This is a genomic window from Chloroflexus sp., assembly GCF_056331925.1.
Genome location: NZ_JBWGQH010000001.1, coordinates 125,740 through 140,212 on the forward strand (window position 1 = coordinate 125,740; position 14,473 = coordinate 140,212).

Consider the following 14,473-nt stretch of genomic DNA (forward strand, 5'->3'; position numbering starts at 1 on the left):
CGTGACACATTGGCATATCTTTGCTAAAGTGGCAAGAGTACATACGATGCAGCCCACATCGCATTCCTATGGACATTGAGGAGTGAACATATGCAAACAACGGCAACGGCGGCAATCGATGAGCGGTTCGTCACGGTTGATGGTTTTCGCTTACGAGTCTTGACCGCCGGCCAGGGACCGGTGGTTTTGTTATTGCACGGCTTTGTTGTCAGCGCCGACGATTGGATTCCAACGATACAGACATTGGCAACTGCCGGATATTGCGCTATCGCACCCGATGCGCTCGGCTTCGGTGCATCGGATAAACCAGGGGGAGCAGTCTATACGCTACGTCGCTACGCCGACCTGAATGCTGGCGTGCTGACAGCCTTTGGCGTTGAACACACAGCCGTGATTGGACACTCAATGGGTGGCAAACACGCACTGGCGACAACGATCCTCCACCCACACCGGGTCGAGCGACTGGTGATTGTCGATAGTGAAGGCTTTATGCGATTACCACTCTTTATGCGTAAAGGCGGTTCGTTGCCGTTCCTTGGTGAAGCGATAGCAGCGCTTTCTTCCGTCCCATTCGTGGTTAACATGCAGTTGCGTGCTGCTTTTGCCCAACCCGACCGCTATATTACTCCTGAGTTGGTGGCGCGTGGGCACAAAACGTTGAGTGACCCGGCCATTCGCAATACGATGGTCTCGTTGAGTCGCTTCTACGATGCGAACGATCTGCATGGAAGTGGGTTATGGCCGCGTCTTGCCGAGATTCGTCAACCGACGCTCATCATTTGGGGCAAGGAAGATCGCCTCTTCCCGGTTAAGTGTGCGTATGAAGCAAAGCGTGTCTTGCCGCATGCACGGCTCGAGATAATTCCCAACTGTGGTCATTTCCCAATGATTGAAGCTATCGATCATTTCCATCAGTTGGTGCTAGCGTTTCTCCAGGAGAAGTGAGTTCGTCGGCAACAAGGCGATTATGCCGCTGAACGATGATGTCGGTGCAATTCAAACATCGCCAACCGGCGTGTCGCCACCAAAGCGAGTGCCAAGGTGCTCAGGCAGATAATTGTGACTCCCGGCCAACCGGCGATCTGCCAGCCAAGACCGGGAATTACGCCACCGAGGGTTCCACCAAGATAATAGGCAACCAAGTACAGCGCACTCGCCGCGCCTTTCGCGTGTTGGGCTAATTGATTCACCAGGGCCGGAGCCACACCTTGGGCAATAAACATCCCGCTACACAACGTCCATAAGCCAATCGCAATTAACGGCAGGTGAGGGAAAAGGGTTAATCCAATGCCACCCATAGCGATGAGCAACCCGATGGTGATTAGACGCGAGCGGGCATAACGCGCCGAGAGTCCCCCCGCCCATGGTGAGACGATCACTCCGGCCAAATAACTTACGTAGGCCAGCGCAACAATAGCCGGTGGGAGGGTAAAGGGTGGTGCGCTGAGGTAGTACGGCAGATAGGTGAAGATGCCGAGAAAGCCAAAAAATAGTGATCCGGCGATCAGATACGCACTGCGCAGATGACGATCGGCGAGATGCGTCACCACTGCCCGATAGGCTTGCCCGCAACCACCACCGGCCACAGGGCGATCACGCGGTAAACTTAGCCAGAGACTGAACCCACCCGCCAACGTTAGCCCGGCAAAGACGATAAAACTGGCCCGCCACCCCCAACTATCGCTGATCAGACCGCCCACAACCCGACCACTCAATCCGCCGGCCACATTCGCCGCAATCCAACTCCCAACCGCACGACCTAACTCAGCGGCAGGTAAGCGATCACCAAGGTAGGCCACTGCTACTGCCGTCAAACCAGGAATGCATACACCTTGGAGGGCACGCCCCACCAGCAACATCCCAAACGATGGTGCTAATGCACAGAGCAATGTCGGGAGGCTAAGCACGAGCACACTCCCAACCATCACCGGCCAGCGTCCCCAGCGATCACTCAGCGGACCGACGGCCAACGACCCAAGTGCAATCATCACCACCACCACCGATACACTGAGGCCGGCGGTGGCCGGTGCAATACCGTATTCAGCCGACAATTGGGGCAAGATAGGCTGCGTCAGGTACATGTCGGAGAAGACGATCACACCGGCGATGTACAACGGGATTAGCCAACGGCGAGTAGCCGCAGCGGTTGCGATGGTCATCGCCTGCTACTCCACATCGTCGCTCGTCCACAAAAACCGGTCGAGATCAACAAGATACGATTCATCGACATCAACACCCTCGGCAAGCAGACGCGCCCGCTGCTCATCAGCAGCGTACACATTGCTAATCCGTCCGCTGCGATTAATCACACGCCACCACGGCACGACACTCTGTCGAAGCAGGGCATGCAGGGCATAGCCAACCAGACGCGCCTGACCGGGCAAACCGGCCAGTGCGGCAACCCGGCCATAAGTGCAAACGCGCCCCGGTGGAATGCGCTGTACCACAGCATAAATCGCAGCGTAAGATGATTCCGGATCGGTCATGATCGAAGATGATGGTGGGTACCAAAGGCTACCCACCACGACACTTACGCTAAACGGCCACCGTCAACCGGCAGCGTCGCGCCGGTAATAAATGACGCCTGCTCAGAGCAGAGCCAGACTACCGCGTTCGCGACCTCTTCCGGTGAACCAAGCCGGCCAATCGGCTCACCTTCGGCGAATTGGGCCAACACTTCAGGATCACCTTGGGTAAAGCGGTCGATCATCGCGGTATGGATGGTACCAGGACAAATCGCGTTGACCCGAATGCCACTGCGGGCATACTCAAGCGCCGCAGCTTTGGTAATCCCGACGATCCCGTGTTTACTGGCAACGTAAGCGGATACACCGCGTGAACCGGACAAGCCGGCAACCGATGATGTATTCACGATTGCTCCACCACCCTGTTGCAGCATCTGTCGGATCTCGTATTTCATACAGAGCCAGACACCCTTGAGGTTAATATCGATCACACGATCCCACACCTCTTCGGGATAATCGACCAACATAGCCTGTACACCTTCGATACCGGCATTATTGTGAGCGAAATCGATCCGCCCAAAGGTATCAACCGCTTGCGCAATCAACTGCTCAACCTCATTACTCTGTGAGACATCGCAGCGTACAAAGATGGCATCGGTATTTGCAGCGCGGCATAGCGCAACCGTCTCTTCACCGCCGGCGACATTCACATCGGCCACAACCACCTTTGCCCCCTCGCGCGCAAAGGCCAACGCCGAAGCGCGCCCAATCCCACTTGCCGCGCCTGTCACCAACGCGACTTTCCCAATGAAGGGTAACTCCATCGTATCCTCCTCTAGCCAATCTCTGCGAGATGTATCATACCATAAGCTACGACCGCGCGGTTATGCGGTGCGACCAGATCAAACCCATTGCGAACTCTCAACCTCACTCGCAGCCAAGTACGTTTGACAACCGACCATTGTTTAGGTACATTACCCCTATGTACCGCGACGATTACATCTTGCGCATGATCGCCCAATTCGGCGCGATTATCCGCCACATTCTCGGCCTCTACCGCGACGGCAAATCGCCGTTCGTGCGGATTGCGATTGACAACGCCTACCGTGATCGATTAGGTATTGGGAGCGATCACGTAGCCTCGTTAAGCGATCGGCAATTGCTGGCATTACTGCGGTTTCACAACCAGAATGAGGATTGGTGGAGCGAGGGTGCATACCTCGCTGCGCTGCTCACCATCGAAGCACGCCTGCTCAGCGATGATGGGGAGGAAGACGCCGCCGCCACGCGCGCCTTGCTGGCGTTGCAAGTGGTGATTGAATGCGCGCTGGCAGCGCCGGAGCCATTGCCGGAATACGCTCCAACCTATACCGACCTATTGGGATTGCTGCGCGATTACGTCGTGCCCGCTCCCACGCTAGCTGCACTCCTCACTTTGTGCGAGCGGCAAGGTGATCTCGCGCGCAGTGAAGACCTTGTGCATGAATTGTTGACGCGTGAGCCGCTGCACTGGCTGGCAACGGCACAATCATTCTATCAACGGCTGCTGGCCCGCAGCGATGCCGAGCTCGCCGCCGCCGGCCTATCGCGGGCCGAGGCGTTGGCCGGGTACGCTGAGCTTGATCGCATTGCGCTAGCCGGCCCACCCGCCGATGGCGTAACCTGCCCAAAAGAATTAGAACACGGATAAACACGAGTTTGACAGATGACCACGGATCGCGAAAACCGTGCAGATCCGTTACATCCGTGTGAATCCGTGTCCTAATCCTCACCACTCCCTGCACTCACCGGCACACTGGACAAGAAATTGGCCAGCATCTGTTTACCACCCTCGGTCATAATCGATTCAGGATGGAACTGCACACCCTCAACCGGAAACGAACGATGGCGCATACCCATAATCAGCCCATCCTCCGTCCAGGCCGTAATTTCCAGTTCAGCGGGAAGATCCTCACGACGGACAATCAGTGAGTGATAGCGGGTCGCCATAAACGGCGACGGCAAGCCGGCAAAGACACCTTGCCCGTTATGATAAATGGGCGACAGCTTCCCGTGCATCACGAATGGCGCGCGCACGACTACACCACCATACGCAGCACCAATCGCTTGATGGCCCAGACAAACACCTAAGATCGGAATGGAGCTACCCAATTCGCGGATCACATCAACGCTGATCCCTGCCTCAGCAGGCGTACATGGTCCGGGACTAATCACGATCCGGTCAGGCTGACGCGCCGCCACCTCGGCAACTGTGATTTGATCATTCCGAACGACATCAACCGTCGCACCCAATTCACACAGATACTGATAGAGGTTATAGGTAAACGAATCGTAGTTATCGATTAACAAAACGTTCATAGGAATGCTCCTTTGCCGATGCCCCAGCTCGATCGCGTTCATCCTGCGTCAAAATAAGCCCTTTTTCACGAGCCCGGATCAACGCCTCGACGCATGCAGGATCAAACTCACTCCCGGCCCCACGGCGCAACAGCGCTAAAACCTCATCAACCGCCATCGGTGGACGGTACGGGCGATGGCTGGTCAGCGCATCAAACACATCGGCGACGGCCACGATTCGGCCAAACAACCCGATCGCTTCACCGCTCAACCCCTGTGGATACCCGCGCCCATCGAGACGCTCGTGATGATGAGCGAGTGCCGACCAAGAATTGCGCAGTAGTTCCAGTTCGAGTAGGCCATTATCACGCAAGAACTCCATTCCATACAGCGGATGCCGGCGCATCTCGGCAAATTCTGCTTCTTCGAGACGACCCGGTTTTTTGAGAATATGATCGGGCACCCGAATCTTACCGACATCGTGGAGTTTACTCGCCACACGCAATTGATAAATCTGATCGCGTGGCAGACCCAACTCTTGAGCAATCGCCACCGAAAAATCGCTCACCCGCTGGCTATGGCCACGGGTATACGGATCTTTTAGATCGATAGCACCGGTAATCGCATCAATAATCCGGGTAAACAGGTTATCGGTTTCACGGTAGAGTTCGGCCAGTCGGATCACCGTTGCTGCTTGCGACGCCAACATCTGAAACAGTGTAATATCTTCAGCAACGAAGGGCCGGTTATCACGTGGATTGAGGGCTTGAGCGCCACCGATAATCATTCCCTCTATTTCACCACGCTCGCCACCGAGCACAATCCGGGGTGAACGGAGGGGAACACAGAGAATTGCACGAGTTTGAAACCCACTACGCTGATCCAGCCCTTGATAAAACCGGTGATCGTGACGTACATCGTTCACCACAACCGTCACGCCGGTTTCGATGACGTGGCCAATAATCCCTTGCCCCTGCGGAACCCGTAACGATTCCACCCGCTCACTATGTCTACCGCCGGCAACATGTAAGACCAGATCGTTGCGTTCACGGTCGATCAGCCAGATCGATGCCGCTTCAACGTCAAGTAAATCGCACGCATAGTTCATAATCCGGCGCAACAGCTCATCGCGATCGAGGGTAGCTGTCAACTGCGATACAATCTCGACTAACGCTTGCTGTCGGCGCTCACGTCGCCACGAATCTTCCAACAGACGCGCTTTTTCGACCTCGGTCACTAACCGTGAAGTCAATAGCTCAATCAAGGCCATCTCTTCGTCGTCATCCACTGCCTCAGGCGGTAAATTAAAGACCTGTACCACCCCAACCGGTTCGCCGCGCAGCAGCAGGGGAACACAGAACATGGTACGCAACGTCAACACACCCATTTCGCCAAACGACCGATTCCAACGCGGATCGTTCGCAACATCATGTACGAAGAGCGGCTGACGTTGCTGCAACGTATAACCGACGATACCGGTATCTACCGGTAGCCGACGACCGATCAAGGCCTGACCGGCCGGACTACCTTTGACCACTTTAAAAATGAGTTCGTGGGTTGTCGCATCGTAGAGGTATAACGTTCCGGCTTCCGATGCGGTAATCTCGATAATCAAGTCGAGCAAACGGTCGAGCAGTTCGTCAAGTTCTGTACTTATAGCAATCTGATTTGCCCGCTGCACAATTGCCAAATACCGATGGAACCGCGAGTCTTGGCCGGTCATGGTATACCTCCTACTCACGTTGCGACAGCGCCTGCACATAGCGAACAATCTCGTCTGGTTCGCCGGCTACTGCCACCGGTATCCCGGCTTCAGCCCCAATCCGAGTCGGTGAATAATCATCAATAGTACGCTCACCGGTATAGTCGAACATAACGCGGGGCAGTAACGCCCGTTCACAGCCAGCCGCGCGTAACGCCGGAATGACATCTTGCGCTGTTAATAAACCGCTGACCGTGACCGTTTCACCAAAAAACTGATTAACCACAGCCACAACCGATACCGACAGATTCTCGATCCGATTGAGGCGTGCTGCCACTTGATGCATGATCGGTGCGACGAGCGTACCACACACAATCGCCAGTGTAGTTGGCCGCGAAAGCCGGGATGGTAGGCGGCGACGGACGCGCGCCCAATTATCAAGAAAATCACGCACCATACCCACGCCATTGCTGTACTGCGGCATATCGTCGTAGCGTTCTGCCGGTGGGATGGGACGACCGGCCAGCAGATAGAACTCGTCGGAAGCGTAGACGAGATGCAAGCCGAATTGTGCGTAACAGCGGGCTTGGAACAGTTCGATCAGATCGATCACAGCGGCTGCTTCGGCCGATGTATAACAACGTAGCGGCACATCGCTCACCGTGCCAAGACGTGAACAAAAGCCCAACGCTGGATCGTGCAGTGACCGATTATCGTTCGACAACGGGATCGTGGTCGGGTCTTCCCACAACGGTTGTCGTTCCCAGTTTGTATCGATCCACTCTGGCGTTTCATGCACCTGTATTGCGGCCCGGATCGTCTTTGGAGCTTTACCCTCAAACCGAAACTTGGTCAAGCCAACCGGCACGACCGAAATCGACTCAACAGTCGGATGTAGTGCGATCAAATCTTCGATACTCTGACGCAGCACTTCGCCATCATTCACCTGTGGGCAAGCGACAATTTGGGTATGAACGCGGATTCCGGCGCGACCCAGCCGCTTAATCTGTTCTCGCACATCGGGAACATCACGCTTCCCAAGCATAATTGCCCGCCAGAAGGGATCGGTGGCATGGACACTGATGTACAACGGCGACAAGCGCTGCTGCTCGATCCTCACCCAATCGGCTTCAGTCAGATTGGTAAAAGTGACGAAATTGGCGTAGAGAAACGACAGCCGGTAATCGTCATCTTTCAGGTAGAGGGTCTTGCGAAAGCCCTTCGGCATCTGGGTCAGGAAACAGAACGGGCATTTATTATTGCACGTTCGCAGTCGTTCGAACAGCGGCTCGGTAAACTCAATGCCGAGGTCTTCATCAGGGTCTTTGTCGATGGTCACCGTGCGTTCGCGACCATCAGCCGTCCGCACGAGGAGCGTTACCCGCGTTTCAGCCATCGCAAACCGATAATCGATCACATCACGCAACTGCTGACCATCGATCGCAACCAACGTATCACCGGGCCGCAAGCCGATCTGCGCAGCGATACTCTGGTCGGCGACATGCGCGATCACACCGCCTTCACCGGTAATCCGCTTAACGTCAGGCTGATATTCCACACACGCTCCTGCGAATAGATAAGGCGTAGGCCCCATACAATTGACCTACGCACACTCCTTACAACAACTTCATTGTACCATAATCCCTAGTTGTCCGAATACGAGGGCGCCATAACGGTATCGGCAACCGGTAAGCGAACACTAAATGTCGAGCCACGTTGCGGTTCACTCTCCACAACGATCTCCCCACCCATTGCTTGACACAAGCGTTGACTAATCGCCAACCCCAACCCCGCACCACCGTAGCGCCGGGTTATACCACTATCAACCTGGGTAAACGGTTGAAACAACAACGCCAGTTTTTCGGGAGGAATTCCGATCCCGGTATCACTGACATCGATCTGGACGATACCGGGTTGCGGACTGTAGCAGCGGATGTAAATCTGGCCTTGTTCGGTAAACTTACATGCATTCCCGACCAGGTTGAGCAACACTTGTCGTAAGCGGGTTGCATCGGCCTTAACCGGCGGAAGATCTGGCGCTATCGTTACCATCAGCATATTTTGATTCCGTTGGGCTAACCCCTGAGAGGTATTCACAACTTCATTGACAATCTCCGACAATTGGAGCGGTTCAGGATAAACGTGTAACGAATTGGCCTCAAGTCGGGCCAACTCGAGAACATCGTTGATCAGGTTAAGCAGGTAACGTCCGGCCAGCACTACCCGATCAAGATCGGCAATCAAGTCGTTTTGCCCACGAATCTGCAAATCATCACGAATAACCTCGCTATAACCCAAGATGGCCGTGAGCGGTGTCCGTAACTCGTGGCTCATCGTCGCTAAAAACGTACTCTTCGCTTGGTTTGCCGCTTCAGCCGCCTCTTTTGCCTCTTGCAACGCCAGTGCAGCTTGTTTCAAGAGGGTAATGTCGCGCAATACAAAGATCCGACCCATTGACACACCGCGTCGATCACGCAGAGTTGTACAACGCAAATCGTAGGTCAGCATCCCCTCAGGGGTAGGTTGGTTCAGTTCAAATTGACCCTCGTAGCGATCACGTACCTGTTCGTACAGCCATGTCGGAGCGACAACGACAAGAGGTTGACCGATCACCACAGACTGATCGGCGAAAAAGACCTGTGCCGCCGGATTGAAATCAAGCACCCGATTGTGCCGATCGACCACGATAATCGCATCGGAAATCTGATCAACAATCGCCTCGCGTGCTGCGGGAAGCAGATCAAGCGCACGGAAACGCCACATTGCGACATTAAATGCCAGACCACTAAGTGCAAAAGCGACCGGGGTTGTGTCAATATAGGGAATCGGACTACGACCGGTCACAAACAAGATACTGGTGACCCATGGCAAGAGCGCACCAACGAGCAGACTTAATGCTTGGGCGCGATACAACGCACGACTACGACGCGCTTGATTAAGCATCAGCACAGTACCAACGAGTATCATCCCATACCCGTTCACCAAACCAACGTACCACAACGGTCCATTGGGACCGGTCAGTACCCACAAACCTTGAGCGGTATATACAAGTTCAACCGCAGGCCACATCAACCGGTGCCAATGGTTTGTCCATGCGCCTAGTAAGACCCCACCTTGCACAATGAAAAGAGCGACCAAGACCCATCGACGCACTCGTGATTCGCGGTTGGTATAGAACAGTGCAAACAGTAACCATAACACCGGTACGCTCACGACACTAACGTACTGGATACTGGTTAACAGCACCTTACCACTGACCGTAGCATGAGCCAATTCAAGCGCATTGCACAATGACCACCAGAGCGTAGCCAGCATCAGACCAATAAAAATACGAGTAACCGGCAACTGCCGGTAAGACCACGCTTGCCAAATCACCACAATCGTCAAACCTGCGGCGGTCAGCGGTAAAAGGATGTAGGGGGTGAAATACCACATAGCCGGTGTGATGAGCTATCTTACGCCATAAAAAACGGCAACAGTCATTGACTTAGCATAACATGACTTGATGACCACGATGAAACCGAGTATAATAGCCACCACTGATAAGTGGTAATGATAAGAACCAGATCAATGAACGATCGTCTCCAAGAGCAACTTATGGCGCTCGGCCTCAACCGTTACGAAGCGGCCACCTATTTGGCATTGCTCGAACATCGAGGTTTCACCCCAGCCCAAGCAGCGGTACGGGCGAGCGTTCCACGCCAGCGCATCTACGACATCCTGGCTACACTTTGCGCGCGCGGATTAGCCATCGAGCGGCACAGCGATGGTCAACGCCGCTACTTTGCTATCGATCCGGCCGTGGCTTTACCGGCACTCCTTTCCGAACGTCAACGCACCTTCGAACAAGAGCAGGCAGCTCTCGCCCAGAGTATGCAATCGTTACTCGCCACGCTATCACCCATCTTTGCTGCCGGCCACGATCAGATCGATCCGCTTGACTACGTAGATGTGTTACTTGACCGGAGATTGGTGGTGGAACGGGCCATCACCCTTGCCCAACAGACCGAACGAGAGATTTGTGTCTGCTTCAAACTGCCATTGCTTGGCGATCGAGCAGCGAACTTTGCCGAGGTCGCCGAACCACTGCGACGCGGTGTGCGCTATCGCACTATCTACGAACGCTCAGCGCTGACCGATCCTGAATTACGGGCATGGATCACGCAATTTGTCACGTGGGGTCAGCAGGCGCGCATTGTCACCAACCTACCGCTTAAAGTCAATCTATACGACCGGCGCGTGGCCCTCCTCTCGCTGCAAGATCCGATTACCGGTGCGCTCAGTTTAACGGCCCTTTGTGTCACTCATCCCAACTTCGGCGCCTTCTTGCAAGGGGCATTTGAGCAATTATGGGCTGATGCCGAGACGTTGGTGCTCGACTAAGCTCACAACAGCCCGACGCGATGCGTCCGTGTCTGGCGAAGCGTTTACGTAGCCCAACTACCGGGTGGACGCATCACCCGGCTCGTGGAGGTGAGTTATGAGTTTGGACGACCCCCTTGATCTGCTTGGCATTGATTATGTAGAATTTTATGTCAGCAATGCTCGACAAGCAGCCCATTTTTACCGCACGACGCTTGGGCTACGTCCGGTAGCGTATGCCGGGTTAGAAACGGGTGTGCGGGATCGAGCCAGTTATGTGCTCGAACGGCGCAAGGTACGGTTCGTATTAACGGCACCGTTGCTCCCCGACCACCCGATTGCTCGTCATATCGCCCACCACGGTGACGGGGTCAAAGACATTGCGTTGCGGGTACGCGACGCCGCAGCCGCTTACGAGACCGCCGTGGCTCGTGGCGGTATTCCGGTGCAACCACCAACCGATTACGTTGATGAGCATGGCCGAGTAGTGAAGGCCACCATTGCCACGTATGGTGATACAGTACACTCCTTCATCGAACGGGAAGAGTACCGAGGTGTGTTTATGCCCGGCTTCCAGCCGATAAACGAGCACGTTCCCGTTCCAGAAACCGGCATTGCAGCGATTGATCATATTGTCGGCAATGTTGAGCTGGGGGCAATGAATCAGTGGGTGAAGTACTACCGCGACGTACTCGGCTTCAGCCAGTTGGTTCACTTCGACGATCACGACATCAGCACCGAATATAGTGCCTTGATGTCAAAGGTGATGCAGAACGGCAGTGGTCGGATCAAGTTCCCGATCAATGAGCCGGCAGAAGGGCGGCGCAAGAGCCAAATCGAGGAGTTTTTGGAGTACTACGGTGGTCCGGGTGTACAGCACATTGCGCTCGCCACCGGTGACATCTGTGCGACGGTTGATGCCTTACGTGCTGCCGGGATTCCGTTTATCCACGTACCCGACACATACTACGATGATCTTGAGCAACGGGTCGGCAAGATCGACGAGAGTCGACAGGCACTGCAAGAGCGGGGCATTTTGGTGGATCGTGATGAAGAGGGATACCTGTTACAAATCTTTAGCCAGCCGTTGCAAGATCGGCCAACCCTCTTTATTGAGATCATCCAGCGTAAAGGGAGCCGCGGTTTCGGCAAAGGTAATTTCAAGGCATTATTTGAGGCGATTGAGCGTGAACAAGCCAAACGCGGAAACTTGTAAGAGCTACCCCAACCACCATCGGGACATCGTGGCACGATGTCCCGATGGTGCTCGGCTATGATCGGTTGATCCGCGTCCCACGCGGTACGTTAACGATGATCGCCTCGTCTTCCGCAGTCTGTTCGGTATAAGCCGGCTCGGTAGGATGACCGTGGTGATGGTCATCGTCGGCCGGCTTAAACTCGCCCAAGAGACTTGCTCGTCGGATGCGTCGCTCATACTCGCGTTCGATCAAGGCAGTGAACCGTTGCCACCACGATTGCCCACTCATGATCATTCACCTCCGTCACAGGTGGATTTTTTCTCTAGCCAAGATGACAGTATATCAGCAAAGATTCAGGCGATTGTTACTTTTTTGCTACATTCCGATGCTTAATCTCAGCTACAATACATATTAGCGGATCATTCTACATAATCTTTCGCAGTAGAGCACACTATGCTGGCTGTCATCCGATTCTTACGCAGCAATCCTTCGGTACGTCGTATCCTTGGTCTCACCTTTCTTATCATCGGTATCATTGGTTCATTGTTTCCGATTATTCCCGGTTGGCCTGGTTTGTTAATGGCTATCATCTTCTTGGGGCGGCGCGACCGGCTACTGCGCCGGTTGCACCTAATCGCTCGCCTTGTCTTGCGCTGGCTGCGCAAAGCGCCAGTGCCACATGTGCGCGGGGCGGGGCAATGGCTTTCCAACCAATACGTCGAGCTGCGCCGGACGGTGGTGCCGCACCTGATCGCGTTTGAACGCAACCTTGACGGGCCTAATCCCCTTTGAGACGCTTACCCAAAGCCCACCCCAGGATCAACCCGCCTATGAGGAGAAGGCCGGCAGCCACACCAACCCCGATCAGCACATGCAGCCAACCAAAGGAACCGCCGAGAATCAGCCATGCTAGTAATGCCGGCCCGCCGATCAGCGCCGCCAGTACTACTAGCAGTGGTACCCACCCGCGCACTACCAGCCAGATTCGCCGCTTCACAAGGTATTCCTTTATTGCAGCGCTTATCGCGTCTTAGCGTTTATCGCTCTTGCGTTTCCAACGCCAGCGCAGCCCGCGCTGCTGCGGGGGTATTAGTAATAATCCCGCTCGCCCCCAGCGTAGCCAACGATCGGATACGTACCGGATCGTCAACCGTCCACACATTGACCTGGTACCCGGCCCGCCGCACTTTGGGCAGCACCCAATCGAGACCGGGCAAGCCATGATAGGGGTGCCACGCGGTGGCTCCAATCCGACGCAGCGCACCAAAGGGCCAAAACTCACGCAGACGCACATCGGGCCGGTAGGTGCGAATACCCATCAGATAGCCACGAGGAATCGCCGGATCGACCGTGCGCAGTTCGTGCAAGGCCTGTGGGAAGAATGACGAAACGATCACCTGATCAGCCATTCTAAATTCACGCAACAACTGGACACAGCGCACGGCCATTCCGGGTTTTTTCAATTCGAGATTGAGCGGCATGCCTACACTCCGTGCCCAATCGAGTGTCTCGGCCAGTGTTGGCACCTGTTCGCCACCAACATCGAGTCGGCGCATCTCAACCAGCGTCATACGGGCGACCACATCAGCACGTCCATTCCAGCGTGCCGTATCGTCATCGTGAAAGACCACAATCTCACCATCAACGGTTGGTTGCAGATCAAGTTCGATCATGTCAGCCCGTTGGTGACGCGCCAACTCAAAGGCTACGAGCGTATTTTCGGGTGCATCGGCTGATGCACCACGATGAGCAATGATCAGAGGCGCCATCTTCTCCTCACGCTAAAACACTAGTAGCGGAGCACCGTTCGCTCCGCTACTAGTATCACCGCGCCATACGACTGCGTCAACTCGAAAACATGTATCGTCCTCTGCTACGAGCTAAGATCAGGCTGCGGTACAGCCATATCGGCATACCGAGCCTCTTCAGTCAACATCGGATGCAAGATACGCTGCATTGCCATCACATGCGCGCAGGTAGACCACATCTTGAAGAAGGAGCAATCACATGACCAATGCCCATCATGAAGCGAAATGACGTGATCACTATTACCGCCATGAAATGTTGCCCGTAGATCACTGAACTTAATCCGCTCTGGTTCGGCGGCATAGCGCCGGGCTTTCTCGATCTTACCGATCATATCCGAGTGCATAGGGAGACCTCCTTCGTCTCTGCCCGGAAAACATCAAGGGCGGCTACAGACATCGGTCTGTACCGCCCTATCCAACCCTCAACCACATTGTGACACATGTTTTCATCGCCGGGCCTCATTAACGGGAGTTGCACCGCTCTTAACACAGTCTTATTATACGGCCCGCCATCATCTCCCGTCAAGCATGAAATACGCAATCCATCTTCCCGTTTATACGCATCCTGACGCGATATAACGACTCTCTACGGTGATCGAT

16 protein-coding genes are annotated in these 14,473 nt (G+C 54.8%); 5 read left to right on the forward strand and 11 right to left on the reverse strand.

Annotated elements, in window-relative coordinates; genetic code table 11:
- Window positions 1-90 precede the first annotated feature (90 nt).
- The gene (locus tag AC01ZF_RS00535; RefSeq protein WP_424674976.1) at window positions 91-945 is read left to right on the forward strand and encodes an alpha/beta fold hydrolase; all 855 of its coding nucleotides are present in this window, start codon (window positions 91-93) and stop codon (window positions 943-945) included.
- A 20-nt stretch (window positions 946-965) separates the two neighbouring features.
- Here the strand turns inward: AC01ZF_RS00535 and AC01ZF_RS00540 are convergent, their stop codons facing one another.
- Genes AC01ZF_RS00540 through AC01ZF_RS00550 form a run of 3 tightly spaced genes read right to left on the reverse strand, consistent with a single transcriptional unit; the run spans window position 966 to window position 3,289 of the window.
- Window positions 966-2,159 carry an MFS transporter gene (locus tag AC01ZF_RS00540; RefSeq protein ID WP_424674975.1) on the reverse strand — a complete coding sequence of 398 codons (1,194 nt, stop codon included), beginning with the start codon at window positions 2,157-2,159 and terminating at the stop codon, window positions 966-968.
- A 6-nt stretch (window positions 2,160-2,165) separates the two neighbouring features.
- Window positions 2,166-2,486 carry an MGMT family protein gene (locus AC01ZF_RS00545; protein WP_476575023.1) on the reverse strand — a complete coding sequence of 107 codons (321 nt, stop codon included), beginning with the start codon at window positions 2,484-2,486 and terminating at the stop codon, window positions 2,166-2,168.
- Between the two features lie 44 nt (window positions 2,487-2,530).
- A complete protein-coding gene (locus tag AC01ZF_RS00550) occupies window positions 2,531-3,289 on the reverse strand; it encodes an SDR family oxidoreductase (protein WP_424674973.1) in 759 nt (252 codons plus the stop codon).
- A 158-nt stretch (window positions 3,290-3,447) separates the two neighbouring features.
- Here AC01ZF_RS00550 and AC01ZF_RS00555 point away from each other — a divergent pair, with 158 nt between their 5' ends.
- Window positions 3,448-4,155 carry a DUF6483 family protein gene (locus tag AC01ZF_RS00555; RefSeq protein ID WP_424674972.1) on the forward strand — a complete coding sequence of 236 codons (708 nt, stop codon included), beginning with the start codon at window positions 3,448-3,450 and terminating at the stop codon, window positions 4,153-4,155.
- A gap of 71 nt (window positions 4,156-4,226) precedes the next feature.
- Here the strand turns inward: AC01ZF_RS00555 and AC01ZF_RS00560 are convergent, their stop codons facing one another.
- The 4 genes from AC01ZF_RS00560 to AC01ZF_RS00575 all read right to left on the reverse strand — a co-directional run bounded on the left by AC01ZF_RS00560 (window position 4,227) and on the right by AC01ZF_RS00575 (window position 9,939).
- Complete coding sequence (locus tag AC01ZF_RS00560; RefSeq protein WP_424674971.1) at window positions 4,227-4,823, reverse strand: anthranilate synthase component II; 597 nt, start codon at window positions 4,821-4,823, stop codon at window positions 4,227-4,229.
- Window positions 4,801-6,525, reverse strand: coding sequence for a GAF domain-containing protein (locus tag AC01ZF_RS00565; protein WP_476575024.1), 1,725 nt, complete (start codon window positions 6,523-6,525; stop codon window positions 4,801-4,803). Before AC01ZF_RS00565 ends, AC01ZF_RS00560 begins: the two co-directional genes overlap by 23 nt.
- A gap of 10 nt (window positions 6,526-6,535) precedes the next feature.
- Window positions 6,536-8,062, reverse strand: a complete 1,527-nt coding sequence (locus AC01ZF_RS00570; protein ID WP_428111082.1) for a DUF512 domain-containing protein — start codon at window positions 8,060-8,062, stop codon at window positions 6,536-6,538.
- Between the two features lie 86 nt (window positions 8,063-8,148).
- Window positions 8,149-9,939: a histidine kinase N-terminal 7TM domain-containing protein gene (locus AC01ZF_RS00575; RefSeq protein ID WP_476575025.1), complete on the reverse strand. Its 1,791-nt coding sequence runs from the start codon at window positions 9,937-9,939 to the stop codon at window positions 8,149-8,151.
- Between the two features lie 135 nt (window positions 9,940-10,074).
- Between AC01ZF_RS00575 and AC01ZF_RS00580 the strand changes: the two genes are divergently transcribed.
- Window positions 10,075-10,887 carry a TrmB family transcriptional regulator gene (locus tag AC01ZF_RS00580; protein WP_424674967.1) on the forward strand — a complete coding sequence of 271 codons (813 nt, stop codon included), beginning with the start codon at window positions 10,075-10,077 and terminating at the stop codon, window positions 10,885-10,887.
- A gap of 97 nt (window positions 10,888-10,984) precedes the next feature.
- Window positions 10,985-12,082 carry a 4-hydroxyphenylpyruvate dioxygenase gene (hppD, locus tag AC01ZF_RS00585; RefSeq protein WP_424674966.1) on the forward strand — a complete coding sequence of 366 codons (1,098 nt, stop codon included), beginning with the start codon at window positions 10,985-10,987 and terminating at the stop codon, window positions 12,080-12,082.
- A 55-nt stretch (window positions 12,083-12,137) separates the two neighbouring features.
- Here hppD and AC01ZF_RS00590 read toward each other — a convergent pair whose 3' ends face one another.
- On the reverse strand, window positions 12,138-12,353 hold the full coding sequence (locus tag AC01ZF_RS00590; RefSeq protein WP_428111078.1) for a hypothetical protein: 216 nt from the start codon (window positions 12,351-12,353) through the stop codon (window positions 12,138-12,140).
- 165 nt (window positions 12,354-12,518) lie between these two features.
- Between AC01ZF_RS00590 and AC01ZF_RS00595 the strand changes: the two genes are divergently transcribed.
- Window positions 12,519-12,857: a hypothetical protein gene (locus tag AC01ZF_RS00595; RefSeq protein ID WP_424674964.1), complete on the forward strand. Its 339-nt coding sequence runs from the start codon at window positions 12,519-12,521 to the stop codon at window positions 12,855-12,857.
- Here AC01ZF_RS00595 and AC01ZF_RS00600 read toward each other — a convergent pair.
- The 3 genes from AC01ZF_RS00600 to AC01ZF_RS00610 all read right to left on the reverse strand — a co-directional run bounded on the left by AC01ZF_RS00600 (window position 12,844) and on the right by AC01ZF_RS00610 (window position 14,217).
- Complete coding sequence (locus tag AC01ZF_RS00600; protein WP_424674963.1) at window positions 12,844-13,062, reverse strand: hypothetical protein; 219 nt, start codon at window positions 13,060-13,062, stop codon at window positions 12,844-12,846. The genes AC01ZF_RS00595 and AC01ZF_RS00600 overlap by 14 nt on opposite strands.
- Window positions 13,063-13,102: 40 nt before the next feature.
- Window positions 13,103-13,834, reverse strand: coding sequence for a glycerophosphodiester phosphodiesterase (locus AC01ZF_RS00605; protein ID WP_424674962.1), 732 nt, complete (start codon window positions 13,832-13,834; stop codon window positions 13,103-13,105).
- A 104-nt stretch (window positions 13,835-13,938) separates the two neighbouring features.
- A complete protein-coding gene (locus AC01ZF_RS00610) occupies window positions 13,939-14,217 on the reverse strand; it encodes a hypothetical protein (RefSeq protein ID WP_287905279.1) in 279 nt (92 codons plus the stop codon).
- Between the last annotated feature and the right edge of the window lie 256 nt (window positions 14,218-14,473).